26 protein-coding genes are annotated in these 26,494 nt (G+C 28.2%); 6 read left to right on the forward strand and 20 right to left on the reverse strand.

The window, feature by feature from the left end:
• Positions 1–6: 6 nt before the first annotated feature.
• The 8 genes from I4U66_RS05260 to pfkB all read right to left on the reverse strand — a co-directional run bounded on the left by I4U66_RS05260 (position 7) and on the right by pfkB (position 8,666).
• On the reverse strand, positions 7–1,338 hold the full coding sequence (locus I4U66_RS05260) for a PTS sugar transporter subunit IIC (RefSeq protein ID WP_092922750.1): 1,332 nt from the start codon (positions 1,336–1,338) through the stop codon (positions 7–9).
• 31 nt (positions 1,339–1,369) lie between these two features.
• Positions 1,370–1,705 carry a PTS sugar transporter subunit IIB gene (locus tag I4U66_RS05265; protein ID WP_092922747.1) on the reverse strand — a complete coding sequence of 112 codons (336 nt, stop codon included), beginning with the start codon at positions 1,703–1,705 and terminating at the stop codon, positions 1,370–1,372.
• 90 nt (positions 1,706–1,795) lie between these two features.
• Entirely contained in the window at positions 1,796–2,101 is a 306-nt protein-coding gene (locus I4U66_RS05270) for a PTS lactose/cellobiose transporter subunit IIA (protein WP_092922744.1), read from the reverse strand.
• Between the two features lie 15 nt (positions 2,102–2,116).
• Positions 2,117–3,160, reverse strand: coding sequence for an aminopeptidase (gene ypdE, locus I4U66_RS05275; RefSeq protein ID WP_092922741.1), 1,044 nt, complete (start codon positions 3,158–3,160; stop codon positions 2,117–2,119).
• A 2-nt stretch (positions 3,161–3,162) separates the two neighbouring features.
• Positions 3,163–5,064 (reverse strand): BglG family transcription antiterminator, encoded by a 1,902-nt coding sequence (locus I4U66_RS05280; RefSeq protein WP_195928577.1) that lies wholly within the window; start codon positions 5,062–5,064, stop codon positions 3,163–3,165.
• Between the two features lie 328 nt (positions 5,065–5,392).
• Entirely contained in the window at positions 5,393–6,244 is an 852-nt protein-coding gene (gene fba, locus I4U66_RS05285; protein ID WP_092922735.1) for a class II fructose-1,6-bisphosphate aldolase, read from the reverse strand.
• Between the two features lie 48 nt (positions 6,245–6,292).
• Complete coding sequence (gene agaS / locus I4U66_RS05290) at positions 6,293–7,462, reverse strand: SIS domain-containing protein (RefSeq protein ID WP_092922732.1); 1,170 nt, start codon at positions 7,460–7,462, stop codon at positions 6,293–6,295.
• A 274-nt stretch (positions 7,463–7,736) separates the two neighbouring features.
• Entirely contained in the window at positions 7,737–8,666 is a 930-nt protein-coding gene (gene pfkB, locus I4U66_RS05295; protein ID WP_195581507.1) for a 1-phosphofructokinase, read from the reverse strand.
• Between the two features lie 231 nt (positions 8,667–8,897).
• Between pfkB and I4U66_RS05300 the strand changes: the two genes are divergently transcribed.
• Both I4U66_RS05300 and nagA read left to right on the forward strand, forming a co-directional pair.
• Entirely contained in the window at positions 8,898–9,623 is a 726-nt protein-coding gene (locus I4U66_RS05300; RefSeq protein WP_166504776.1) for a GntR family transcriptional regulator, read from the forward strand.
• 38 nt (positions 9,624–9,661) lie between these two features.
• Entirely contained in the window at positions 9,662–10,816 is a 1,155-nt protein-coding gene (gene nagA / locus I4U66_RS05305; RefSeq protein WP_195581506.1) for an N-acetylglucosamine-6-phosphate deacetylase, read from the forward strand.
• Positions 10,817–10,987: 171 nt separating this feature from the next.
• On the opposite strand, the gene I4U66_RS05310 is transcribed toward nagA, so the two are convergent.
• The gene (locus I4U66_RS05310; RefSeq protein ID WP_195581505.1) at positions 10,988–11,650 is read right to left on the reverse strand and encodes a B3/B4 domain-containing protein; all 663 of its coding nucleotides are present in this window, start codon (positions 11,648–11,650) and stop codon (positions 10,988–10,990) included.
• A gap of 106 nt (positions 11,651–11,756) precedes the next feature.
• Positions 11,757–11,981, reverse strand: a complete 225-nt coding sequence (locus I4U66_RS05315) for a helix-turn-helix transcriptional regulator (protein WP_195581504.1) — start codon at positions 11,979–11,981, stop codon at positions 11,757–11,759.
• Between the two features lie 335 nt (positions 11,982–12,316).
• Here I4U66_RS05315 and I4U66_RS05320 point away from each other — a divergent pair, with 335 nt between their 5' ends.
• The 4 genes from I4U66_RS05320 to I4U66_RS05335 all read left to right on the forward strand — a co-directional run bounded on the left by I4U66_RS05320 (position 12,317) and on the right by I4U66_RS05335 (position 15,735).
• Positions 12,317–13,069 (forward strand): polyphosphate polymerase domain-containing protein, encoded by a 753-nt coding sequence (locus tag I4U66_RS05320; protein ID WP_195237960.1) that lies wholly within the window; start codon positions 12,317–12,319, stop codon positions 13,067–13,069.
• Positions 13,063–13,749: a DUF4956 domain-containing protein gene (locus I4U66_RS05325; protein WP_195237962.1), complete on the forward strand. Its 687-nt coding sequence runs from the start codon at positions 13,063–13,065 to the stop codon at positions 13,747–13,749. Before I4U66_RS05320 ends, I4U66_RS05325 begins: the two co-directional genes overlap by 7 nt.
• 116 nt (positions 13,750–13,865) lie before the next feature.
• The gene (locus tag I4U66_RS05330; protein WP_195237964.1) at positions 13,866–14,546 is read left to right on the forward strand and encodes a response regulator transcription factor; all 681 of its coding nucleotides are present in this window, start codon (positions 13,866–13,868) and stop codon (positions 14,544–14,546) included.
• Positions 14,539–15,735, forward strand: coding sequence for a sensor histidine kinase (locus I4U66_RS05335; protein ID WP_195581502.1), 1,197 nt, complete (start codon positions 14,539–14,541; stop codon positions 15,733–15,735). The genes I4U66_RS05330 and I4U66_RS05335 overlap by 8 nt, the downstream gene beginning before the upstream one ends.
• Positions 15,736–15,787: 52 nt before the next feature.
• Here I4U66_RS05335 and I4U66_RS05340 read toward each other — a convergent pair whose 3' ends face one another.
• The 10 genes from I4U66_RS05340 to I4U66_RS05390 all read right to left on the reverse strand — a co-directional run bounded on the left by I4U66_RS05340 (position 15,788) and on the right by I4U66_RS05390 (position 26,337).
• Positions 15,788–17,731, reverse strand: a complete 1,944-nt coding sequence (locus I4U66_RS05340; protein WP_195581501.1) for a carbohydrate-binding domain-containing protein — start codon at positions 17,729–17,731, stop codon at positions 15,788–15,790.
• Positions 17,732–17,895: 164 nt separating this feature from the next.
• Complete coding sequence (locus I4U66_RS05345; protein WP_195581500.1) at positions 17,896–18,195, reverse strand: nitrous oxide-stimulated promoter family protein; 300 nt, start codon at positions 18,193–18,195, stop codon at positions 17,896–17,898.
• Between the two features lie 54 nt (positions 18,196–18,249).
• Positions 18,250–19,932 (reverse strand): amino acid ABC transporter ATP-binding/permease protein, encoded by a 1,683-nt coding sequence (locus I4U66_RS05350; protein ID WP_330617297.1) that lies wholly within the window; start codon positions 19,930–19,932, stop codon positions 18,250–18,252.
• Entirely contained in the window at positions 19,925–21,694 is a 1,770-nt protein-coding gene (locus I4U66_RS05355; protein ID WP_195928578.1) for an ABC transporter ATP-binding protein/permease, read from the reverse strand. Before I4U66_RS05355 ends, I4U66_RS05350 begins: the two co-directional genes overlap by 8 nt.
• A gap of 18 nt (positions 21,695–21,712) precedes the next feature.
• Complete coding sequence (locus I4U66_RS05360; RefSeq protein ID WP_092922696.1) at positions 21,713–22,027, reverse strand: hypothetical protein; 315 nt, start codon at positions 22,025–22,027, stop codon at positions 21,713–21,715.
• Positions 22,028–22,053: 26 nt separating this feature from the next.
• Positions 22,054–22,452: a YbaN family protein gene (locus tag I4U66_RS05365; RefSeq protein WP_092922693.1), complete on the reverse strand. Its 399-nt coding sequence runs from the start codon at positions 22,450–22,452 to the stop codon at positions 22,054–22,056.
• 193 nt (positions 22,453–22,645) lie between these two features.
• Entirely contained in the window at positions 22,646–24,025 is a 1,380-nt protein-coding gene (locus I4U66_RS05370; RefSeq protein ID WP_195928579.1) for an MATE family efflux transporter, read from the reverse strand.
• An 80-nt stretch (positions 24,026–24,105) separates the two neighbouring features.
• A complete protein-coding gene (locus I4U66_RS05375; protein WP_092922687.1) occupies positions 24,106–24,546 on the reverse strand; it encodes a MarR family winged helix-turn-helix transcriptional regulator in 441 nt (146 codons plus the stop codon).
• Positions 24,547–24,756: 210 nt separating this feature from the next.
• Positions 24,757–25,188: a peptide deformylase gene (locus I4U66_RS05380; RefSeq protein WP_271893384.1), complete on the reverse strand. Its 432-nt coding sequence runs from the start codon at positions 25,186–25,188 to the stop codon at positions 24,757–24,759.
• 798 nt (positions 25,189–25,986) lie between these two features.
• Positions 25,987–26,337, reverse strand: a complete 351-nt coding sequence (locus tag I4U66_RS05390; protein ID WP_092922681.1) for a GIY-YIG nuclease family protein — start codon at positions 26,335–26,337, stop codon at positions 25,987–25,989.
• Positions 26,338–26,494 lie beyond the last annotated feature (157 nt).

The following is a 26,494-nucleotide window of genomic DNA, read 5'->3' on the forward strand; positions in this document are numbered from 1 at the left end:
AAAATATTAGAAATCTAATTCTAAATCTCCTAATAAATCTTCGTCTTCTTTAGAGAATATATTCTTAGCTGCATTTTTAGCTTCTTCTTGTTCCTTAGCTTCTTGTTGACGTTCCATTATCTTGAAGAATGGCCAATATAGCGCAACTGCTAGTACTAATTGTAAAGCATTAACTACTATAGAACGCCAATCTCCATTAGTTAAGAATCCTTCTAAGAATACTCCTACATATGGAGGGTCAAATACTGGTTTTGCTAGCCATCCCCAGTGCATAAGAAACATTGGTAATGTACCTATTATAGCTCCACCAAATACATGTGGTATAAACATTATTGGGTTTAATATTATTGGAGCACCAAATAATATTGGTTCATTTATTCCAAATAATGCTGGGAATAATGATACACGTCCTATCTTCTTATAAGTTTGGTTTTTAGATAACATACAAGCTACTACACATCCTATACTAATACCACAACCTGTAAATCCGAAGAATGCACTTGAAACCCCTCCTGTAAAGAAGTGAGGTATTGCTTCTCCTGCTTGCATTGCTGCTATATTTTCAGCTATAAATGTAACCATTATAGGTCCTGTTAAAGGCTTAAATACTGATGAGTGTATACCAAAGAAGAATATAGTACATATAGCAAAGTTAAGTGCAAGAACTGCCCATGGATTATCCATACTTCCTACTAACGGAGATAGGAATTGAGTAAGTATTTGTGGAGGTAATTCTCCAAATACAGCTAATGAAATAAAACGAGCTGCTATGAAAGTACCACAAACTATAATAGTAGTTGGTATTAATTCAAAAGATTTAGATACAAAATCTGGTACTCCTTCTGGCATTCTTATTGTAATATTCTTTTTCTTACAGAAGTTATATAACTCTACAGATCCAAGACCTGCTATCATACCTGTAAATAGACCTTTAGCACCTAGATTTCCTAATTCTAATGCACCATCTGGTGTAAAAGTTGCTACTAAGAATAAAAATGAGAAAGTTGCAAGTGTAACACAACCTGGTATATATAATTTATAATAATTACCTAAGTTAAAGGCAATACACATACAGGCATATAATCCTATTAATCCTATAGAAAGACTTACTGGTAAATCTAATACTGCTGCATTTTTTAATATAAATTGACTTATTGGATTACTTTTTCCAAGCATATTTGGAAGTGCTGGAAGTATTGCAAATATACTCCCCAGTATTGTGAATGGCGTCATAGCAACCATACCAGCTTTTATAGCCCCAAGGTGACGTTGATTGTCAACCTTGTGAGCTAAAGGCATAAATACTCGATTCATAAACGCTTCAAACTTAGCAAACATATTTAATCCCCTTTTCCCTATACTATTTTTATTATCCTTGAGCTAATTGATGTTTTTTATAAGTTACTAAAGCTAACTTCATAACTGTAGCTCCATCCATTTTTCCATAAACATCTTTATCTATTACTGCATAAGGTTTATTTTTTGGATCTAATATTCCTTTTAAGAAGTCTAACTTATGAGATATTTGAGGTCCTATAAGTACTATATCCCACTCATCAACTTGACTTTCTATTGAATCTGCTGGTATCGCGGTAAATTCGAAATCGTTTTCATCAAGTTTAGCACTTTCTTTTACTACCTTCTTCATATTTTGCATTAACATATTTGTAGAGAATCCACCTGCACAGCATAATAATATTTTCATAACAATTCCTCCTAAAGTTTATATTTTTTATTTTCCTTTAGAAAGCTTGCCTTTCTAAAGGAGTATTTGTATAATTAATTTGTTTATCTACTACTTATCAAAAACTTCTATTAAAGCTTCTATTAAATCTTTTGCTAATTGAGAAGTCATATAGTGGTCTTGAGCATGAACCATTAAAAGACTCATTGCTGGACTTTCAACATCTTCATTTAAATCTTGAGTTATTAATTCTGTTTGTATTCTGTGAGCCTCAATATCTATTTTACGAGCTTCATTTATTAATGCTCTTGCTCCCTCAAAATCCTTTTCCTTAACCTTTTTTAAAGCTTCGAAAGCTTTTGCTTTACTGTCACCTGCCGTTGATATAAGCTCCATTATTTGCATTTCTGTTGACATTTTTTTATTCTCCTTTTAAATAAAATTCTTTATATTTTTATATCTTTCTTCATCAAAATTTAAAATTAACTGAGTATACAACTCTATAATAGCTTCTAAGTCTTTATTACTTACTATAGAAAATGCACAATGTCCATATCTAACTGGGACACAAGTTACTGCACAAGGTTTACCTTCATTTATAAGATGTGCCTCTCCACCATCAGTTCCACCTGATTCAAACATATCATGTTGAAGATGTATATTGTTTTTATCAGCAGTTTCTATTATGTAATTTATCATTTTTCTATTTGGAACTAAGGTTCTATCTCTATGCATTAGCATTATGCCTTTATCTATTTGTTTTTGATTTGTATGATCTCTTAAAAATTCATTTTTAGCACATGCTACATCTATTACAAATACTACATCAGGATTTATTAACTGAGTTGCTGTTTTTGCACCTCTTATACCAACTTCTTCACTACTCGTAGCTGCAAAATGAACATTACAATTTATATCTTTTTTCTCTAGTCTTTTTAAGACCTCTCCCATTACAAAGCATCCAATTCTATCATCAAAGGCCTTACCTACTAATCTATTTTCTAAAGTAAATTCTTCAAAATCAGTAGTGTATGTTACCATGTCCCCAACTTGAATACCTAAATTGTATACTTCTTCTGCTGTATATGCTCCAACATCTGCATACACCTTCTCAACTTTACCATCATTATATGTTCCATTTATGATAGCAGGGATTTTCTTCCCTTCGCTTGTAGTGATTCTAACTTTTTGTGTGAATTGTGCAAGAGGTTTTACTCCTCCTATTGTTATTAAATGAATCATACCAAGCTTATCTATACTTCTTACCATAAACCCTACTTCATCCATATGAGCACAGATCATTACATTTGGTGCTTTTTCATTTTTTATCTTAGAAAAAATTATACTCCCTAATCCATCACATACTATTTCATCACTATAATCTTTCAACTCTTCTAATAAGACTTCTCTAATTTCTCCTTCATTAGAGGCTATCCCATCTGCTTCTGATAATTTCTTAAAAAAATCTATATTCATATCTACCCCCCTATGTAGATTTTTAATTTATACATAAACTCTTCATAAGATTGTGATCTATTTAGCATATCTACTATATCTTTATCTGCCATAATCTTAGTTAAGTATTTAGATATTTGTTTGTGAAGCTCTAGATTTCCCTTTATTAGCGAAATCATAAAAATAATTTTTGGTTTTCTATTTTCATGAATAATATCAGAGTGTACCAAAGCTACTGATATTATATTTTTATTACCTGTCATTTCAATTGGATGAGGTATTGATACCCCATTTGTATAAATGGTACTTAAATAACTTTCTCTTTCCCATACATCTTGAGGATAACTTGGAGAACAAGCACCTTCATCAACTATACACTGTGACATATTATCAAGAATATCTTTATAATCAATTTTTTCTTTTATACATCTAAAATGATTTTTATTAAACAGACTTAATATATATTTCTTAGGATTTGACAAACTCCCTATCTGGTCTGCAAATCGTACACTTTCTTTAATATTTAGATAATCTAATTCATCTAAAATTTCATTTATAAGTATAACTGGAGCATTTGTTTTGAATTGTGGATTTGTTATTGAAAAAATCAAGTCTGGCTCAAAACATACTACTTCTTCTTCATCTAACAAAGAAAAGTTTTTTATTTCAGCATTTGGAAAAATTTCTCTTAATCTTAATTTTATTAGAAATGCACTTCCCCCTCCTGATGAACATATTACTGCTATTTTATATTTTTGATTAAAACTAGCTTCTTCTCTTTTCTCAAATGGTACAGCTATATGAGTGGCTATAAAACCTATTTCCTCTTGACTTATCTTTATCTGATATTCACTTTCTATAACTTTGGAAAGTTGAATAGCTAAATTAAAAACTGTTGGATATTGCTGACTTATCTTCACCGAAAAAGGATTTTTTGTGTTATGATTCCTTTTTACACGTTCTATTAAAGACGCGATATGTAAATAAAGTAAATTAAAGAATTCTTTATCTTCTAAAAAACTAGTACTATATTTTTTATCTATACCTTTAAAAAATTCGTATATTATATCTTGAAGTTTACTTTTGTCAGCATTCATTATGGTAGCTTTTTTATCTTTAGTCCTTAGCTTTATAAGTTGCTTTAAGTAATCATTTTCCTCATAAGTAAGATAATATTTTTTGTCTTTAAAAATTTTATCTAGTAAATCATTTATTATTAAATCTTCTGTATCTAACTTTAATTCATTAATATTTTCTAATACTCTCAAATTGACCCTTATATATAAAGTAACAATTTGAGCTAATATTTCTTCAAGTTCCGTTAGGTTTGCTTCCAAATCATGCTTATTAAGTACATTTTTTATTGTGCTTCTAATATCATCTAATTTGAAATCATCTATAAATTTATCTCTATATTCCGTTATATTTCTATTTTCTTTAAAATAATTTTCTACTAATATTTTTTGAATTGATTTAACAGTACCTTCTATCTTAATTCCATAATGAGCCTTACGCTCTAACTTCAATTCTGTATCTCTTAGCTTTTTATCTACTTTTTTTAAATCATTTTTAATTTGAGATGAACTTACTAAGAATTTTTTGCTTAGCTGATCTATAGTTTTGTAACCTTCATTTACTAATAGTTCTACTATTATAGATTCTATCCGTTGTTCTGGATTTTCAATTGAATATGAGGGTAAGTTTTTTAGGTAATTCTCGAACTTTTCTTGGTCTTTAAGATTTAAAATATATCCTAGTCTAGTCTTGTATTCTAATTTAAAACCATTGCGTTCTTCTACACTTTCTATATTCTTAATTTCATTTCTAATAGTTCTAGTAGATACCCCTAGCTTATCTGCAAAATAATCTAGACTTAGATAGTCACCACTGTTTCTTAAGCATTCAAGAATAACACGCTCTCTCATATACCCACCTCCCTCAGTTATTTTTATACTTTTAAATAATGTTATGAATTGAAAACACTTTCTTTAAAAAGTCGATCTTTTCTATATTTATAGCGAAATTTATGTATCTTAATATATCATAATAAAATATATGTTTGATACAACAATAAAACCTATAGTTTGTTTTTTATTATATTTTAATTATATCTTCAATCTTTTTCCAATAAAAGCCGATATTTTTCAACAATTATATGAAAAAACTATACCATTATTTAAATAAATGACATACCTTTTTCAAAAATAAAAATATCCTAGATTTATCTAAAATAAATCTAGGATATTTTTATTTTTATGCTTTATTTATAGACCCACATACAACCATTTTTTCTTTTACAAATGATTTTACTGATTGAAGTCCAGCTTTTCCATATTTCTTTGGATCTATAACTTCAGGATCTTCACTTAAAACTTTTTTTACACCGTTACTATATGCAATTCTTAATTCAGTTGCATAGTTAACTTTAACAATACCTCTTCTTATAGTTTCTTTTATAGTTTCATCAGGTATTCCTGATCCTCCATGTAATACTAATGGTACTGAAACTAATTTTTTAATTTCTGATAATCTATCTAAATCTATTTTAGGTTCTCCTTTGTATAAACCATGTGCTGTACCTATGGCTATAGCTAATGAAGACACTCCTGTTCTTTCAACAAATTCCTTTGCTTCTTGTGGATCTGTATGAGCACTTCCTTCTCCACCATCTAGATCATCTTCTTTTCCCCCAACTTTTCCAAGTTCAGCTTCTACTGGTATAAGAGATGGATTACAAGCTTCTACCACTGCTTTTGATAATGATATATTTTCTTCAAAACTTTGATGGGAACCATCTATCATTATTGATGTATAACCTGTTCTTAAAGCCCTCATTGCAAGATCAAAACTTGAACCATGATCTAGATGCATTGCTACAGGTACTTTCGCTCTCTCTGCTGCAACTTTTGCATTTGCTAAATAATAGTCAAGACCTGCATATTTTACAGTAGATGGAGTAGTTTGTAGTATGACTGGAGAATTTAGTTCCTCTGCAGCTTCTATAACAGCCATTACCATTTCCATATTCTCTACATTAAAAGCCCCTACTGCATATTTTCCCTCTTGTGCTTTTTTAAACATTTCAGTTGTCGTTACTAATGCCATATTTATACCCCCTAATTTTAATCTAAATATTTATAAATTTTCAATTTCTTACTTCTCATATTCGTGTATTATTACACCTTTTACTACTCTATTTACTGTCCCTGTTGGCGATGGTGTATCTGGTTTATTATTACATTTTACTGATGCAAATAGTGATATAGTTTGTGCAAATAATACATATGGGAATGCAAGGTATGCATCTGGTAATTTATCGTATTCTCTTTCAAATCCAAATGTTGTACCTGAGAAATTATTTTCATTTTCTACTGATATTGCACAAGTAAGTTTAGCAATTTTATCTGCATTTATTTCTTCTAAAACATCTAAATCATATTTTCTTGTGTATACATTATTGGATACAAATACAAATATAAGTGTATTTTCATCAATGAACGACTTTGGACCATGTCTAAATCCCATAGGAGAATCATATGCTGTAGCTATTTTCCCCGCTGTAAGTTCTAATAACTTTAACTGTGCTTCTTGTGTTAATCCTCCTAGACCTCCAGATCCTAAGTATACTACTCTATTAAAATCTTTATTTATTAACTCGTGTATTTCATCTTTTCTATCTAATACATTTTTACCCATTTCTATTATTGCATCTATATAAGATTTCTCTACATCTTCTTCTAAGTTATCAAATATTAACATTGCAGTTAACATCATGCATGAGAAACTTCCTGTCATAGCAAAACCTTTATCATTTGATCTTGATGGCATTAATAATAAATAATTATTTTCATCATTTTTAGTTACTTGAGCAAGTTTTCCTTCTGGAGCACAAGTTATAGCTAAATGATAAAAATTATCTACAATTTGTCTTCCTAAATTTAGAGCTGCTAAACTTTCAGGGCTATTTCCACTTCTTGCAAATGAAACTAATAATGTTGGTACATCCTTTTTTAAGTAATCATATGGATTAGAAACTATATCTGTAGTAGGTATTGCTTCAATTATACATTTTCTTATATCATTTTTATTTTTAAGATATGGAAGTATTGAATTTCCTACATAAGCTGAAGTTCCAGCACCTGTAAATATAACTCTAAATTGTCCATGCTTATTACCTATATTTTCTATAAACTTATTTAATTGCTCTTTATTATCCTTATATATTTCATAAGCTTCTAACCATAACTCAGGTTGTTGCTTTATTTCTGTTGTTGTTATTATTGCACCTAAATCTTGTAACTTTTGTTCTTCTAATTTAAACATATTACTTTCCCCTTTCATATTTTCAAATTTAAATCTGGTAATAAGGTTATAACCAGTTATTTTTAAAAAAAATATATATCATACTTAAACTATTTTATTCTCTCCCAAGTGGTAATTACCAATAATCCAAATATAAATTAATTTGAATTTTTTGTCAATAAGAAAAAGTTTATATTACTCTCCTTATAAACTTTATGCTTTAATTATAATTAAGTTTACAATTATAAAAATATGCTAAAAATAATTATTATGAACCTATTTATCTCAGATTTTACTAACTTAATTTTGTTACTTTAACTAAGCCTTGATATTTTTTAACTTCTTCTAAAGTTACAAATCCAGTTTCTATGTTAAGAGCATTACTTATACCACAAGCATTCGAAAGTTTAAGCAAGTCTTCTACTTCATATCCTCTCAAAATACCTACACTAAATCCAGCTATTGTACTATCTCCACTACCTACAGTATTCACAGCTTCTATCTTTGGTACTTTTGCTTCATATACTCCATATTCATTTAAGTAAATCATTCCATCTTTTCCTAGAGATATACACACATTTTGTGCTCCCATTTCAAGAAGTTTTTTCCCCGCAGATATAACCTCATCTCTTGATTCTACATTGGTTCTTAATATCTGTTTTATTTCATCTGTGTTAGGTTTTATTAAATATGGTTTTGATTTTAGTGCTATTTTTAATGGTTCTCCTGATGTATCTAATATAAATTTTATATTATTTTCTCTACATATATGACCTATCTTTTCATAATAATCTAGCGGCATATTTTGACAGTAGCTACCTGAAGCTATTAGTATTTTAGTATCTTTTATTACTTCTTTTATATCATTTTCAAACTTTTCTAAATCACTATTTCCTATTATTGGACCTTTTTCTAAGAACTCTGTACTTACCTTATTATCTTCAATTATATTTAAACAATTTCTAGTCTCTTGCTTTATTTCTGTAAATTTGTTTTTTATACCTAATTTTCTAAGTTCATCTTTTATAAATGCTCCATTAAATCCCCCTATAAATCCCATAGCTAGCGGATTTTCTCCTAAAATTTTGCATACTTTCGTTACGTTTAGACCCTTTCCTCCAGCAGTTGCATTTGTACTTATTACTCTTTGAACTTCACCTATATTTATACTATTTACTCTATACATTCTATCTATAGATGGATTGAATGTTATTGTCGTAATCATAATTACTTCTCCTTTTATTAATATACAAACCCCTAATCTATAACCTTCAATGTGGTTACTACCACTTTGAATATAAATTATTTTATTATTTTTGTCAATACTATGTAGTTTTAGCATAAATTAATAATTTTCCTTGCTCAGTTATCTCTATACTTTATTCATTGACAGAAATAGTTGCTCATTTTATAATTAAAATGTGGTAATAACCACTTAGAGAGGATTAAAATTTTTATGATAAACAGAAATGATAAAAGACCAATATATGATCAATTAGTTGAAATACTAAGAAATAAAATCGAAAATGAGATGGAGCCTAATGATAGGATGCTATCAGAAAGAAAAATTTGTGATGAATACGGAGTAAGTAGGACCACAGTTAGATTGGCCATGGCTGACTTAGAACATATGGGGTATATATACAAAAGACATGGAAAAGGAACTTTCGTAGCTGCACTTAATCAAAATTCACAAAATTTAATGGATAGTTATAGCTTTACTGATCATATGAAAGCTCAAGGAAAAAATCCAAGTACAAAAGTATTATCCTTTGAGATAGTAGAAAGTACAAAATATTTTGCTGAAAAGTTAGGTATAAACCCTGGCGAAAAAATAATAAAAATAATGCGTCTAAGACTTGCAGATAATATTCCTATGATGCTTGAAAGAACATATCTTCCTATGAGAGAGTTTGCGGGATTAACACAAGAAAAAGTTATACAAAAACCTTTATATGAAATATTTAGAGAAGACTATGGAGAAATTATCAAGGTGGCTGATGAGGAATTTTCTGCAGGTATAGTATCTGATAAAGAGGCGGAGCTATTGGAAGTACCAATAGATTCAGCATGCTTAAAGTTACTTCGTACTACATATAATGATAATAATATAGTTATTGAATTTACTCTAAGCGTTGCTAGAAGTGATAAATTTGTATATAAAATAAGACATTTGAGATAAGAAACATACCAAATATAATATGATTAGGGGGATCAACTTTGAAAAATTTTATTTATGCAGATAAGTTTTTTATGAAATATGGTATAGAGGAAAAAGGATACCTTAGTATAATTGATGGTAAATTTGGCAAATTTCAAAAAGAAAAACCAGATGTTAATGACAATATCATAGATTACTCAGGTAAGTATATTGCTCCAGGTTTAGTCGATACTCACATACATGGTCTTTTAAATGCAGATGTTATGGATAACACATTTGAGGCTATTAATACAATTTCAAAAGGATTACTAAAATATGGAGTAACTTCTTTTCTACCAACAACTTTGACTGATTCTATAGAAACACTAAGTGAATCTATAGAAAATATAAGTAATAATTACAAAAAAGTTGAGGGCGCAAAAATACAAGGAATTTTCTTAGAAGGTCCATTTTTTACTGAAAAACATAAAGGTGCCCAGAATGAAAAATATTTTAAGGACCCTGAAATTAATATCCTAAAAAAATGGCAAGAGAAATCAGGAAACTTAATAAAGAAAATAGCAATTGCCCCAGAACGTGAAGGTGCAGTAGAATTTACTAAATATGCTACTAAAAACAATATATCAATAGCACTTGGGCATAGTTCATCTACATTTGAACAAGCCGAGAAAGTAGTTAATTCAGGTGCTAAAATATTTGTACACACATATAACGGTATGAGCCCATTAAATCATAGAGAACCTGGAATGGTTGGAGCAGCTATGGCATTAAAAGATACATATGCAGAGCTAATATGCGATGGACATCATGTAAGCCCTATTGCTGCTAAAATAATGATGGATATTAAATCTAGAGATAATATTGCCTTGATTACAGATTGTATGAGAGCTGGTGCTATGCCTGATGGTGAGTATATTCTTGGGAAGTTCGATGTTAATGTAAAAAATGGAGTTGCAAGATTAAGTAGCGGAAGTTTGGCTGGAAGCGTATTAACAATGAATAATGCTATTAAAAATGTAATTGATTGGAATATAGCAACTTTAGAAGAGGCAATAAAAATGGCTTCATATGTACCTGCTTTAAGTTGTAATATTAATGATGTATGTGGTTGTATAGACCAAGGTATGGATGCAGATTTTATAGTTATAGATAATAATTTAAATGTACATGAAACTTATATAAATGGTGTATGTAAATATAAATCTGATAAGTAAATTTATATAGAGAGAAATATCTAAGTATGAGAGTGTAGATAGATTTGTGTAAAAACAAGCTTATCTACACTCTTTTTATTATTTTAAATAATCTTACAAAATCAACTTAACTTCCCCCTTTTAATTTTATACTAAAAAAGATGTTAGTATTTCTACCAACACCTTAATTCATTAGCTAATTACTTTAATCGAAATGTTTTTTGCACTTGCATACTTTTCTAATAATTCTTTTGCGTATTTTAAATACTCTTCTATTTCTTGCTTTCCACTAAAAGAATAAATACACATAATTATCTCACTCACATCATTAGTTATCATTGCTCTTTCTGAATCACTTGTAGGACTACCAAAAGTAGATATCTCATCCGATAATACTGGCAGATTTTCAATATTTATAAGATCTTTACCAATACCTTTATATTTTTGTCCTTCTTTCCCTATAGTCAAACATATTGGAGGTTGTGTATTGTTTATATTATAACTCCCTACCGAAAAACCAGATTTTAAAGATATTAAATTATTAATTTCTACAATGTTATTTATTTTATAAAGTCCTTTTTTCTGTAAAATTCTTCTCATTAAAGATTCTGAAGATACTCTGTATTTACTAGGTGATTTGCCTAATTTTTTATATAATTCTCTAGCATCCTTTATTCTCGGTAAACTTGCTATATCTTCTAAAGAAATTTTTTTAATTAGATCTTCACAATATTTATCTATTTCTTTTAATATGCTTTCACTACTACTTTCCACTTTTACACTTGCTTGTATACATCCTAATGTAATATCTGGACATACTTCTTTTAGCTTTTCTGAAACTTTAATATCTATCATAGTATATCAATTCCTTTCTCAATGGTAATAAATTATTGATATTTATTGATTTATAAATTATTATACTATGCAGTAAAAATATTCTTATCTCATATACAGATACTTTTTAGCACTTATTTAGAATATTTCTTGAATTATTTTGGTCTAATATTTTCTTATCAATTCTTAACTTTTGGAGACATTCAATTGGAGATACACCCATATTATTTTTAAACCATTCAGTATAATAATTCATATTATAATCTTCAATTTGAGCTAAATTTTTTAAATCTATATCATTCATATAATGCTCATTTATATATTCTACTGATGCAAATTTCTTTTCACACATAATCATCTCATAACAATATAAAAATAAATTATTTATTGAAGATGAGCTATACTTATTATTTATTTCGCTTAAAAATAAATGTTTTACTGCCTTCCACTTATCATTAAATATAATTTCTTGTACTTCCTTTTTATATTTTTTCTTTATTAGCTAATTAGCATATTAATTATATCATTTTAAAATATAAAAACACATTAGTAGTAATATCAATATATTTTTCATGGATTTCAATAGGGTTACTTAAACAAAGCAAATTTTATTTTAAGATTCATTTAAGGTTAAATTTATACAATAAAATCACAGAGATATAGAAATATTTTTTAGGAGGTATTTTGATGGCGATTAAGTCATTTAAACGTTATGAAAAGAAGTTTATTTTAACTCAAAAACAGTATGATGCATTAATACCAAGATTACTAGAGTATATGAATCCAGATGAACATTGTAAGTCTGGTAAGAACTACTCTATCTACAATATATATTACGATACAGATAACAACGATGTTATTAGACATTCTATTGCTAAACCTTATTATAAGGAAAAGCTAAGACTTAGAAGTTATACTGTACCTAATAGTATAGATGATAGTGTCTTTTTAGAACTTAAAAAGAAAATCAACGGTATTGTTAATAAAAGAAGAGTTGTTCTTACTTTAGATGAAGCCTATAAATTTGTAAACCAAGGTATAGCACCTACTTCTAATGATTATATCAATAAACAAGTTATTAATGAGATACAGTATTATCTAAAAAAAAATAAAGTCTATCCAAAAGTATATATTAGCTACTCTAGAAAGGCATTTTTTGCTAACGATGATAGAGATTTTAGATTAACTTTTGATTCTCAAATTATTACTAGACGAGATGATTTAGCTTTAGAGTCTGGAAGTTTTGGACAAGATATTTTAGGCGAAAGTAAGTATTTAATGGAAGTAAAAATTTTAGGTGCTATGCCTTTATGGTTTACTAGAATACTTACTGAACTAGAAATTTACAACACTCATTTTTCAAAGTACGGGAGTGAATTTATGAATTACTGCTTAAACAATTCAAATATAGATATAAAAGGGAGAGAAAAAGTATGTTAGAAACAATAATTTCATCAACAAGTGGGGAGTCATTTACTCTGATAAATGCTTTTATTGTAATAATATCATCAATTGTTTTAGGACTTTTAATTAGCGTTATATATATGAAGACAAACAAAAACACTTATAGCTCAAGTTTTACTACTACTCTTATTATGCTACCTGTGGTTATAGCTATAATAATTTTATTAGTAGGAAACAACATAGCTAGAGCATTTAGTTTAGCTGGTGCATTTTCAATAATTCGTTTTAGAAGTGCTCCTGGAGATCCTAAAGATATAGCTTATGTATTCTTTACTTTAGCTGTTGGTCTTACTTGTGGTATGGGATATATTGGATATGCTGTAATATTCACTACTATATTATGTGCAGTTATGGCAATCCTTGAATTGACTAAGTTCGCAACACCTAAAAATAAAAATATGCAACTTAAAATTACTATTCCTGAAGATTTAAACTATGAAGATGCTTTTGAAGATATATTAAACAAATACACTGACTCATTTTATATAGAAAGAATCAGGACTAGAGATTTCGGTGCATTGTTTGAATTAAATTACAAAGTTCAATTAAAGCCTAATGTAAATCAAAAGAAATTCATTGATGAATTAAGATGTAGAAATGGAAATTTAAATATAGTCTTAACGTTAGCTGGATTTGAAAATAATACTTACAGTTAATATTAACCCCTTAAAGTAATTTTAAGGGGATTTATTTTATAATTTTAAATTTAGATAATAAATGTGTAATTATTTGGTAATATATTATTAGACAATATATAAAGAGGTATATTTTTATGAAATTATTATTAGTAGAAGATGAAAAACAACTTTCCGAAGCTTTAACTCAGATTTTAATAAAAAATAATTACTCTGTTGATGCCGTATTTGATGGTGAAGATGGACTTGATTATGGTTTAACAGATGTTTATGATGTTATTATTTTAGATATAATGTTGCCTAAAATGAATGGTCTAGATGTATTAAAAGACTTAAGAAAAGAAGGAATTTCAACTCCTATTATACTCCTTACTGCTAAAGGTAGTGTTGAAGATAGAATTTTAGGACTTGATTATGGTGCTGATGACTATTTACCTAAGCCTTTTTCTCCTGAAGAACTATTGGCTAGACTAAGAGCTATAACTAGAAGAAAAGGTCCTATGGTAAATAATAATATATTGGAATTTGGAGATATTAAATTAAATATTTCTACCTATAATATGGAAGTCAATGGTACTTCTCTTACTCTAACTTCTAAGGAGTTTGATATACTAAAATATTTTATGGAAAGACCTACATCTATAGTAACTAAGGATGATTTAATCACTAAACTATGGGGCTTTGATTCTGATGTAGAGCACAATAATATTGAAGTGTATATTTCCTTCCTTAGAAAAAAATTAGCCTATGTAAAGTCAAATGTTCAAATTACTACCTTAAGAAGAGTTGGGTACAAACTGGAGGAGCAAAATGTTTGATAAGCTAAAGAAAAAATTTATACTTATTAATATGACATTGCTTACTACAGTTTTTGTAGCTATTTTTGGAACTATTTTTGCCATAACTTATACTAATATAGTTAATGAAATGAATGGTGAAATGGAAGTTTTATTAAGGGGTGGTCATAAACCTAAACCTTATTATGACTATATAATTGCAGAGTATGATAAGGACAAAAATATATTAAATACTTTTACTCGTTTTAATACTAAAATTGACAACAATAATCTAAAGGAATCTGTAGTACAAATACTAAACAATAAAAGTAGATCTGGCAAAATAGAAATAGGTGATACTAAATATTCTTATACAAAAGAAGATACTCCTATGGGCAGTAAAATTGTTTTACTAAATAGAACTTATCTGCAAAATACAGTAACTCAGCTTTTAAAGAGTTTCTTATTAGTTGGCTGTATAAGTTTAATAGCTTTATTATTTATTAGTTTTTATTTAACTAACAAGGCTCTAAAACCTATAAAAGAAACTTTTGAAAAGCAAAAACAGTTTATTGCTGATGCTTCTCATGAGTTAAAAACCCCTCTTACCATTATAAAGACCAATACTTCATTAGTACTAAGTAATCCAAATGATGCTGTAAAAAATCAGTCTAAATGGATTAACTACATTAACTCTCAATGTGACAGAATGTCTGAGTTAGTTAATGAGATGTTATCTCTTGCTAAGCTAGATGTTGAAGAAAATAAAATTGAACTCCAATCTATTAATATTAGTAAGATAGTCCAAAGTATGATGCTTGGATTTGATGCTATTATCTATGAAAATGGTATTGAATTAGAAGAAAATATCTCAAATGATATCTTTATTAATGGAGATACTGAGGGTATCAAAAAATTATTTAATATATTAATGGACAATGCTATAAAGCATAGTAATAAGAGTGGTAAAATTACTGTTGATTTATTTAAAGATAAAAATAAAGTTAAGCTAATAGTTAAAAATACTGGTGAAGGTATTGAACCTGAGTATCTAGAGAAAATTTTTGAAAGATTCTACAGAATTGATACTTCCAGGGTAAGAGAAACTGGAGGTTATGGATTAGGATTATCTATTGCTAAGTCTATAGTAGCTCAACATAAAGGTAAGATATATGCTAAAAGTAACGTAGGAAAAGATACTACTTTTATAGTAGAGCTTCCTCTTCAATAAAATAACAAACACTTAAAAAAGAGGAGCTACTGCTCCTCTTTTTTAGTATTTGTTATTGTGTTTGAATATTGTTTTCCATGCTATTTTGTGTTGGTGGTTGTTGCATACTACCATTTCTATCTGGTCTAATGCCACCTTTTCCACCTCCCATAGAACCTCCTGCTGAACCTAGGTTAGTTACACTTTCTGATACTGTAAAGCTCGTAGATTTTGTTCCTCCTGAGTATTTACCACCAGTGTATAATCCATCTTTAGCTTCTCCAGTTGAAGTTCCTCCATAAGATACTGTATATGTTGAACCTGTTTTTAATTCAGGTGATGATACTATTACTGACTGATATTGTTTTGATGGTGCAAAGGTAATTACTTCATTTCCTTTTTCATCTTCTATATGAATTATTGTGTTAGCTTGTTGTGATGATAAAGCTACGTTTACTGAGTTTTGAGAGGAAGTGGCGCTAGGTGATTGTGCCATACCTGCACTACCTGCTGCTATTAATATTCCTCCACTTATATCACAACTTCCATCATAATCTAAAGAACCATTTCCGTTATTTTCAGGACCGTTTACTATTGTTGTACCACCTGTTATTGTTATTGTGCCATTTGCATCTATACCATCTCCTCTAGCGTCTACTACTGTATACCCGCCATTTATAACTATTTCACATTTGCTAGATGAATTAAAATTATTTTCTCCTGGTCTACCACTAGTTGAAGAAGCATCATTGCCTCCACCAGCATTTATTCCATCATCACTTGATACTACATTTACATTCCCATCGTTAATTGCTATAGACTGACTCTCTATCCCTTCATATGATTTTGTAATATCTATATCTCCATCGTTTATTTCTATTTTAGAATCTGCATGTACACCATCATCTCCAGAAGATGCTTTGATATTACCTCCATTGATCATTATGGTGTCATTTGAGTGAATAGAGTCATCAGATGAATCTATATTTATGTCACCTCCAGATATTGTAATGTTAGAAGTTGCTTTTATCCCTTTTGCACTAGTAGAATCCGTTTCTTCTGTAGTAGTTGTATTATTCTTCTCTGGTGGTTGCACTCCTGGTGATTGCATTTCTGCTGGCTGCTTACCTCCCCAGTTACCCCAGTTTTCATTTTTACTACTACTATTTTTACTTCCTTCACCTGAGACTATATTTATTTCTCCATTAGATATTACTGCATTAGTTTCAGCTTGTATTCCATCTTGTCCTGACGTGACGTTTAAAGTCCCACCTTGAATATGTATATATCCTTTTTCTACATCTTCAGTATTACTAGATTTCATACCATCTTCCTTTGCATCTATAGTTATTTTACCATCTAAAATTGTAATAGAGTCTTTACCTCTTAGTCCATCTGATACTGCATTTACTGTTATTTGTCCGCCTTCTATTTTTAAGTCATCTTTACTAGTGATACCATTGTTGTAGTTTGCATTTACTACTAATGAACCTGTTCCTATTATAGTAAGGTCATCTTTACTAAAAATTGCCGCATTTGGTTCATCTGTTGTAGCATCTTCAAATACATAATTTTCTCCATCTGTTATAGTATTTTTAGTTCCCTCACTTAGCCCTATTACTACTTTTTTAGCACTTTTTACATATATAGGTGCACTATTTGAGCTTGTTATATTTGCATTGTTTAATTGTATTTGAACTTTATCTTCTTCACTTGAACTTACTACTATCTGCCCGTCCTTTAATTCTCCGCTTATGCTATAAGTACCTGCTGAAGTTATTGTTACTACATTGTTTTCTACCTTAGCACCTTCTCCGTTTATGCTTATGCTATCTCCAAGTTCTATATATGTATCTACTTCTTTTAATTCTTCGCTTTTTGTTGAATCTATTGTTTGATCGGTTACTGTAGTTTTGTTTGTATTTGTAGATGTTGTTGTATTAGTTTTTACTGAGCATCCTGTTACACTTACTGTTAAGGAAAGTGCACATAACGTTGTTAATAGTTTTTTGTTCATAATTTACCCTCCGAAAATTATATCTATTTAATTTGAATTTTTATTTGTATTCTTTTTCTTAGGATATAATAGCAACTCTACCTTAAACTAAACTTAAAAATAATCAAGTATGATATATACATCTACAAATCTATTTTAGTTTCTAAGTATATTATTAATTTATCTTATCTCTCAAAAATATGTTTTATAACTTCTATTGGCTCATGAAGTAATAGCCTTGGACCTGAAAACCTCATGACTTCTTTAATCTTAGCTCTCATATCCTTTTTATAGCAATGTATAGGACATTTACTACAAAACTTCTTTTCTTCTCCAAATTTACAAAAATCCAACCTTTTATTAGCATATTCTAAAAGTTCACTACATTCATTACATAAGCTTCCGTTTTTATGCCTATGCTTTTTATTGCAATATATATTTATCATAAGATTAATAATATTTTTCTCTTTTTCTATTCTAGTCATACTCTTTCTCCCTAATTATCTCTAATATAAAAGGGCTAAAATAGCCCTTTTATATTAGTTGAATTTAAGTGTATTATTTTTTACATAAACCTTCTTGTCACATATTGATGTACTAGATTTTCTATGTGATACCATTATTATTGTTTTATCATCTGATTCTTCTTTTATACTTTTTAATATTTGTGCCTCATTAAGTGTATCTAAATTACTTGTAGGCTCATCAAGTATTAAAACTTGTGGATTATGTAAAAATGCCCTTGCTATACCTAATCTTTGCTTTTCACCTGATGAAAGATTAGAACCTATTTCTCCAACATTAGTTTCATATCCATTAGGTAAAGTTTCTATAAACTCATGTACTGAGGCTTTTTTACAAGCACTTATTACCTCTTCAATAGTTGCATCTTTTTTACCTATTTTTAAGTTATTTATAATAGTATCATTGAATAAGAATGTTTCTTGACTTACTAATGATTGAGTTTTTCTTAATGCTTTAGTTGGAATAGTTTTTATATTCTTATTGTCTATTTCAATACTTCCATTCTCTACATCCCAGAATCTCATCATAAGCTTTAAAAGTGTACTCTTTCCGCAACCACTTTCTCCTATTATTGCAACCTTATCCCCTTTTTTAATGTTAAGATTGACATCTTTAAGTAATACTTCATCTCTATCTGCATACTTAAATTCTAAATCATTTATATTAGTATTATTCATTTCTAAATCACAATTTCCAGATACTTCTTCAACAGCAGGCACTTCATCTAATATATCGAATAATCTTTGTGCACAAGCAAATGTATGCATTAAGTTATTTGATAGGTTACTTAACGCTACAGTTGGTCCAAAAGAACTAGAAAGTAAAACTAAAGCAACTATTACTTGACCTAAGTTTATAATATCAGCTTTAAATAATTCAACACCTACGTAAAGAGTTATAAGTATTGCTATCATTATAGTTATATCAGTTAAAGCTCTTATTAAACCTTCATGACTTTTTATAACTTTCATTTTTTCATTTAATTTATCACTATTTTTATTTATTGAGTTTAGTCTATTATCGCCTTGACCAAATAATAATATTTCTTTTATACCTCTTAATGAATCAAGTAAAAAACTATTAGCTTGCCCAAATTCATTTCTATAATCAAGTCCTGCTTCACTTCCTAATTTAGAAGATAAAACTGGTATTATGTATCCTACTATTACATAAAAAACTAATCCTATAATCCCAAAGTATGGATTTATATTATATAAAAATAATGCTATTATTGATGATGTAATTATGGCTATAACTATTGGTGCTATTGTATGAGCATAAAATACTTCAAGTAATTCTATATCACTAGTTATAACTGATATTAAATTTCCTTTTTCTTTACTTTCAAGCTTAGCTGGTGCTAACTTTCTTAAAGCTTTATATACCTTGTCTCTTAGTATAGCAAGTATTTTAAATGCTATATAATGACCTGAGTATTGTTCTATATACCTTAATATACCTCTAAGTACTGCACATACTATTATTATTTTTACTGCATTTTTAAAAGTATAACCCATATCAAGACCTATAATATCTCCCATAGCAACTGCTCCAAATGTAGTTATTGCTATAGCCGCTAAAAATCCTAATATACCAAAACTTATTGTTATCATCATTACAGGTACTAGTGGCTTTAGTATTTTTATAAGTCTAAGCATTATTTTACTACCTGACAATCTTTTTCTTTCATTATTCACTTATAGCCACCTCCCTAACTATATCTTCTTTATATATATTTTCTAAGTTTTCTTGATTAGTATATAGATTCGCATATGCTGAATTATTGTTCATTAATTCCTCATGATTTCCACTTTCAGCTATATATCCTTTATCTAACACATATATCTTATCCGCATTTTTTATGTTAGCTAATCTATGTGATATAACTACTACAGTTTTCTCTTTTGCTAAAGCATATATCGTTTCAAGTATTGAGTCTTCACTTTCAACGTCAATATTTGAAGTTGCTTCATCAAATATATAAACTTCCGGATTCGTTAGTATCATTCTAGCTAAAGCTAATCTTTGCTTTTGCCCTCCTGATAAGAACGATCCATTTTCACCAACTGGAGTTTGTAATTTTTTATCAAGTCCCATTACAAAATCATAAAGATTTGCTGTCTTTAAAGCTATATATAGTTCTTCTTCAGTTGCATCTTCTTTACCCATTCTTAAATTTGCCTCTATCGTAGAGTTAAATATATACGAGCTATGACTTATAAAGCTTACTTTTTTTCTTAATTCATTAAATGGTATATCATTTAAGTTTACTTCATTTAATAGAATTTCACCTTTATCGACCTTATTTAACTTTAAAAGTAAATTAGTTATTGTACTTTTTCCACAACCACTTTCTCCGACTAAAGCAACCATTGATTTATTTTCTATGTCTATATTTACATTATGTAAGACTTTTCTTTCTTTATCATAACTAAAATCAACATTTTTTATTGATATAGAAATATCTTTTAATTTTGCTTTATTCTTATCTGATAACTCTTTTTCTTCTTCAACCTTAGCATCAAGTAAATCAAATATCTTATCAGCAGCAGCTAATCCATTCATAGCGACATGGAAAAATGACCCAAGTAGCCTCATCGGAATAAAGAACTCTGATGATAATAATATTATTACTACTGTAGATCCTATAGTAATATTGCCTTTAGAAAATTCATTAACAGCTATTAATATACCTATAGCAGAACCACCAAATGCTATTAAGTCCATTATTGTTATAGAATTTAATTGCATTGATAAAACCTTCATTGTTATATTTCTAAAAGTTTCTGCTTCTTTATTCATTTCATCATTTTTTTCTTTATCTAAATCAAATATCTTTAAAGTAGTAAGACCTTGAAGATTTTCTAGGAATGAATCTCCTAAATTAGTATATATCCCCCAATATTTACTTAAAAGTTTTTTAGCAAATTTCATAACTGACGCTATTGATATTGGTATCAATGGAACACATATTAAAAGTACTATACCTGCCTTAAAGCTTATAGGTGCTATAACAGCAAATAATGTAAGCGGTGCTAATAAACTATAAAATAATTGAGGTAAGTATCTACCAAAATAAATTTCAAGTGCCTCAACTCCATCTACTGCTATTTGAACAGTTGATGATGTTGATATTGTGTCATTATAATTTACACCTAATTTTAATAATTTCTTATAAATACTTTCTCTTATTGATGCTCTTACCTTTGCTGAAGAATTATAAGAAAATATTCCTGACATATAATTGCATATAAATCTTATCAATATTAACGAACCTAAATAAGCCACATAAGCTACCATATTAAAATTCAAATCATTATTATATAATTTGTCTATTATATTTCCAACAAATAAAACTATTCCTATATTACAAATTATTGATATCCAGTTCATTAAAACTGTAAAATATACATATTTTTGAGATTCTTTGCTAAGCGAAAGTAATCTTTTATTTACCATAATATTCCCTCCTGCATATTAGTTGATTATATGATATGCAAGCGCAACTGCAAATCCTATAACCGACATTAAATGTAACCATTTATATTTTTTTCTGACCTTATTAGTCCCAGATAATATTATTAATAAACTAGCTATACCTACTGGCAGTATTGTAACTTCCTTATCCTTAATATAATCTGTTATTGAATATACAATCATTGCTAGTGATCCTAAACTTCCAGTTAAAATATGTAACTTTAAAATTAGTTTATTATTTATAAATTTTAAATACTTAAAAAAATATGTTATTATAGCTAACAAAAATAACATTGATCCTAATCTATGTAACATTCATGTTTTCCTTTCTACTTTTACCTTTATTGAGAATTTACTTTTAAATCATCTTGTTTTATTGTTTTTATTTTAAACATAAAGTAATAATATTTAAAACATGCTAAAGCTATTAAAAATAACCTAATATGTAAACTATCTAATATTATAATTGGAAATGCTAACATTATATCTGCGAATAATAATATACCTATCTTTTGTTTCATAGTCATAGCTCTTTCATTTACAAAGCTTTCTAAATGTTTTTTGTAAATTTTTGTTGACTTAAGCCATCTATCAAACTTTTCAGAGCCCCTAACAAAACAATATGACGCTAATAATAAAAATGGAGTAGTCGGAAGTATTGGAAGTGCAACGCCTATCGCGCCTAACACAAATGATATTAATCCTACTGTTACATATATAAACTTTTTAATTTTACTCACTAGCTTTTCCCCCTAATTTAATTTACTATAACAATTCTATCATTATTAATAATCAATATCAATAACATTTTAAAATCAAATAAAAATAATTATTATGTACTTTTTGAAAACTTATATAAAAATTCATAATAAAAAATACCTATATCCAAAAGGATATAGGTATTCGTGTACTTCAATTATTAAAATTAAAGATTTACTGCTCTTGTACTTGATAAGTTATATCTACAGGTGTCTCTTCTTTTGACAACTTCTTTGATAAAATCATAAAGTAAATTACACATAATATAATTTGTACAAATGTAGACATTGGTGTTGCAAGACCTACTTTAAATAACGATACTGGTAATATTTTACTCATAATATATGATACTGGTATTCTTACCCCAAAAGCACCTATTATTCCTTGTATCATTACAAAAGTTGTTTTTCCACATCCATTAAAATACCCTACCATACAGAACATAATTGCAGTTAAAAGACAGTCTATTCCGTATGCTTTCATGTATTCCCAAGCTGCTAAGACTACATCTTTATCTTTAGAGAACATTCCTGCAAGTAAATTTCCATGGAAGAAGGTAATATAAAACATTACAACTCCACAACATAAAGAAGCCGAAATTGCATAAACAAGAACTTTTCTTGATCTATGGTATTTTTTAGCTCCATAGTTTTGTGCAACAAACGCAGATACTGCTTGAGAAAAAGATGATGGTATAAGCATTATAAATCCAACAAGTTTTTCTGCGACACCAATTCCTGCTGATGGAATTACTCCCATTGAATTGCCTATAATCATAATTACAAGGAAAGATAAATGTACAAGTCCATCTTGTAAAGCTATTGGAGTACCGTATTTAATTATCTTTGATGTTAAACCTTTATGAAACTTTATACTTTTTCTAGAAAATTCAAAAGGAAGTCCACGCTTTTTAATAATTATTACAGAAAGTATAACACTAATTGCCTGAGCCATTATAGTAGCAAGTGCTGCACCTGTAGCAGCCATTTTAAATATTCCAACAAATATTAAATCTCCTATAATATTTGTAACACATGCAATCCCTACTGTAATAAGTGGAGTTTTTGAATCTCCTAATCCTCTAAATACGCCTCCTATAATATTATAAGCTACTATAAAAATAGATCCTGAAGCACAAACTTTTATATACATTACAGTGCTATCGAAAGCTTCTTTTGGAATATGCATAAAAGTTGAAATAGGTGAAGCAAATCTAACAATTAAAACAGTAATAACTATAGCTATAATAGCAAATATTGAAATACCACTTCCTACAACATTTCCAGCTTCTTTTGAATTCCCTTCTCCAAGTTTTTGTCCTATTAATATGGTAAGCCCCATAGTTAACCCTGTAATTATTACAGTTATAGTCATCATTACTTGACTACCTGTTGAAACGGCAGACACATCTGCTGCATTACCAAATTGCCCTACTATAAGTAAATCAACTGCACCGTACATGGTTTGCAAAAATAATGCAAGTAGTATAGGTATTGCAAATTTTAATAAAGGGGAGAATATCTTCCCTTCTGTAAAGTTAGATACTTTTGACATATATCATCCTCCTATTTTTATTTATGTTTTGTGCAAAACAATATTTATATAAATATAACCGTTATTGAAATTTCAAACGGTTATTCTAAACTATTTCTTATTTTTTCAAGTACACTTTGAAATACTTTTATTTCTTCTGGAGTTATATTTTCTGATAATTTATCCTCTATTGAATCAATTGCAGTTGAAATTTTTTCATAAAGCTTTATAGATTTTTGAGTTAAAATTATTTTCTTTAATCGTGCATCCTCTGTAACAGGTACTCTTTCTATTAACTCACTCTTTTCCATATTATTTAGCATCAAGCTAATAGATGAGCGCTTTAAATCAAAGGCTTTTTCTAAATCCTTTTGGAATATTTCTTTATCCTTACCTTCATTAGAAATAAAATCTATTACATAAGCTTGTGATACAGTTAAATTATCATCAATTGCACTAATTACAGAAGCATCCATCTTCCTTGAAATTATATGATGAATTTTGCTAATATCAAGTCCTAGCTTAAGCTTATTTTTATTCATAATGGAAACACCTCCATATTAAATTTTGTTTTGTACTAAACTATATTAACTATTATAGCTACTTATGTCAATAAAAATCGTTTACTTTTATTATTAATAAAATAAAAAATTACCACACATATTAATGCGGTAATTTAAATACTTTAAAGGTTATATCATTATATAATTTTTATAGAAAAATCCATATTATAATGCTTACAATATTATCTATTAGATTATTATACCTTCGAAGTGATCTACCTCATGCTGAATAATCTGTGCAGTAAATCCCGTAAATATTTGTTTGTGCTTCTTGAAATTTATATCTAGATATTCAACCTCTATAGTTTCATATCTTGTTGTTTTTCTAAAACCATCTAAAGATAAACAACTTTCTTCAGCCTCATAAGGATTTTCTTTTTTTAATATAACTGGGTTCACCATAGGAACTATAATATTACCTACAGTAAATACCAATATACGTTTTTTTACTCCTATCATATTGGCTGCCATACCCACACAATGTTCTAAATTTGCTCTTAATGTATCGATTAAATCATTAATAACATCTACATCTTCTTTTGTCGCAGGTTCTGATTTTTGTTTTAAAAATGATATATCTTTTACAATTGTTCTTATCATCTGTGTTCCAACCTTTCTAATTTCTTTACTTAATTAATATAAGTTTATATTCTATACTTTTAAATTATACTCTAATAACTTCCTAATTTATCATTTTTAATTTATTTTCACTACTAATCTATAATATCCTTTATTATCAAGTTATTTTTCATTAGTGAAAAAAGCATGTACACTAAGTACATTAACAATCTACTAAACTATAAAACTATACATACTAAGTAAATATATAAAATTTTATTAGCTATAGTGTACCTACTGTACTAAATATTTTAGACTACACTATTTTTCTATATTTTAAATACAGTACACCAAAAATGATACTGTTGATTTTGATAGGTTGCTATCTTTTGCTAGTTTGGTTATTGAATAGCCTTTTTCTTAACATTTGTAGTTTTATTATTTCTGTGTTTATTTTGTATTTCATTACTACCTCCTATTTCGTTTTGTTTTGTTCTATGAGGTAACGATATCATTTGAAGTTTGATGATTTCAAAGAACATATGTGTATAAAATATGTTGTAGAAAAAAGGCATCCTTATTTTATTAAAAATTGTCTTTGATAATTATTTCTAGGTTATTATTTTTTATATTGTTAGTTTTCTTATTTTCATTTATAAAATAATATGATTAAATAAAAAACACATTGATAAAATTATCAATGTGTTTTCGTAAATTTCAATATTTGAGGAGATTAACAGTGATCATCCTAACTCTTCTAGTGTTTCTACAATTACCTTAAAATCTTTCACCTAATAATTCACCTTGCTTATTAAATTCATCCGCTAAAGTAATTTTTTATAACTGATTTAAATTCTATTTCTATATTTCTTCCACATTTTCTTCTGTAAATCTATCTTTACACATTTCTCTTAATATTTTTAAATCTTCACTATAATCTACCTTACTTTCATCTTTATCATAAGGTAATACTTCTACTGTTGTTATCTCAAAGTTCTCTTCTTTATTTTCATTCCAATCTTTTTGCAACTTTTTACATCTATGATTATTAGAATTTAATTTAAATCTATCACCATTTATAGTTGCTTTTATATTTTTGTCACAACCTAAATAAACTGTATTTGTTTTTATAGACTTAAACATATATACACCCATTTCTGGCTTCATTTCTTTGTATTGTTGTAATAATTCTTTTCTTCTTAATCTATCCATAATTAATCTCCTATCTATTATTAGTTCTATATTAAAAATCTTTTAGAAATCGCTTTATATATATGTGTCGTCATTATACTTATTAATTTATATGATTTCACACTACTAAACAATAAACGCTCCGTAGAGTTAGACTCTTTGGAGCATTTATTGTTTA

This window comes from Romboutsia sp. D33t1_170424_H2 (genome assembly GCF_015669105.1).
GTDB lineage: Bacteria > Bacillota > Clostridia > Peptostreptococcales > Peptostreptococcaceae > Romboutsia_C > Romboutsia_C hominis.

Bases quoted from the DNA above. Each gene is read 5' to 3' on its own strand.
- I4U66_RS05315 (WP_195581504.1), bottom strand. From the start codon at position 11,981: ATGTGTGAAAAGAAATTTGCATCAGTAGAATATATAAATGAGCATTAT.
- I4U66_RS05335 (WP_195581502.1), top strand. From the start codon at position 14,539: ATGTTTGATAAGCTAAAGAAAAAATTTATACTTATTAATATGACATTG.
- fba (WP_092922735.1), bottom strand. From the start codon at position 6,244: ATGGCATTAGTAACGACAACTGAAATGTTTAAAAAAGCACAAGAGGGA.
- I4U66_RS05280 (WP_195928577.1), bottom strand. From the start codon at position 5,064: ATGAGAGAGCGTGTTATTCTTGAATGCTTAAGAAACAGTGGTGACTAT.
- I4U66_RS05340 (WP_195581501.1), bottom strand. From the start codon at position 17,731: ATGAACAAAAAACTATTAACAACGTTATGTGCACTTTCCTTAACAGTA.
- I4U66_RS05375 (WP_092922687.1), bottom strand. From the start codon at position 24,546: ATGAATAAAAATAAGCTTAAGCTAGGACTTGATATTAGCAAAATTCAT.
- I4U66_RS05390 (WP_092922681.1), bottom strand. From the start codon at position 26,337: ATGGATAGATTAAGAAGAAAAGAATTATTACAACAATACAAAGAAATG.
- I4U66_RS05355 (WP_195928578.1), bottom strand. From the start codon at position 21,694: ATGGTAAATAAAAGATTACTTTCGCTTAGCAAAGAATCTCAAAAATAT.
- I4U66_RS05300 (WP_166504776.1), top strand. From the start codon at position 8,898: ATGATAAACAGAAATGATAAAAGACCAATATATGATCAATTAGTTGAA.
- agaS (WP_092922732.1), bottom strand. From the start codon at position 7,462: ATGTTTAAATTAGAAGAACAAAAGTTACAAGATTTAGGTGCAATAATA.
- I4U66_RS05260 (WP_092922750.1), bottom strand. From the start codon at position 1,338: ATGTTTGCTAAGTTTGAAGCGTTTATGAATCGAGTATTTATGCCTTTA.
- ypdE (WP_092922741.1), bottom strand. From the start codon at position 3,160: ATGAATATAGATTTTTTTAAGAAATTATCAGAAGCAGATGGGATAGCC.
- I4U66_RS05310 (WP_195581505.1), bottom strand. From the start codon at position 11,650: ATGATAGATATTAAAGTTTCAGAAAAGCTAAAAGAAGTATGTCCAGAT.
- I4U66_RS05325 (WP_195237962.1), top strand. From the start codon at position 13,063: ATGTTAGAAACAATAATTTCATCAACAAGTGGGGAGTCATTTACTCTG.
- pfkB (WP_195581507.1), bottom strand. From the start codon at position 8,666: ATGATTACGACAATAACATTCAATCCATCTATAGATAGAATGTATAGA.
- I4U66_RS05270 (WP_092922744.1), bottom strand. From the start codon at position 2,101: ATGTCAACAGAAATGCAAATAATGGAGCTTATATCAACGGCAGGTGAC.
- I4U66_RS05360 (WP_092922696.1), bottom strand. From the start codon at position 22,027: ATGTTACATAGATTAGGATCAATGTTATTTTTGTTAGCTATAATAACA.
- I4U66_RS05330 (WP_195237964.1), top strand. From the start codon at position 13,866: ATGAAATTATTATTAGTAGAAGATGAAAAACAACTTTCCGAAGCTTTA.
- I4U66_RS05370 (WP_195928579.1), bottom strand. From the start codon at position 24,025: ATGTCAAAAGTATCTAACTTTACAGAAGGGAAGATATTCTCCCCTTTA.
- I4U66_RS05320 (WP_195237960.1), top strand. From the start codon at position 12,317: ATGGCGATTAAGTCATTTAAACGTTATGAAAAGAAGTTTATTTTAACT.
- I4U66_RS05265 (WP_092922747.1), bottom strand. From the start codon at position 1,705: ATGAAAATATTATTATGCTGTGCAGGTGGATTCTCTACAAATATGTTA.
- I4U66_RS05345 (WP_195581500.1), bottom strand. From the start codon at position 18,195: ATGACTAGAATAGAAAAAGAGAAAAATATTATTAATCTTATGATAAAT.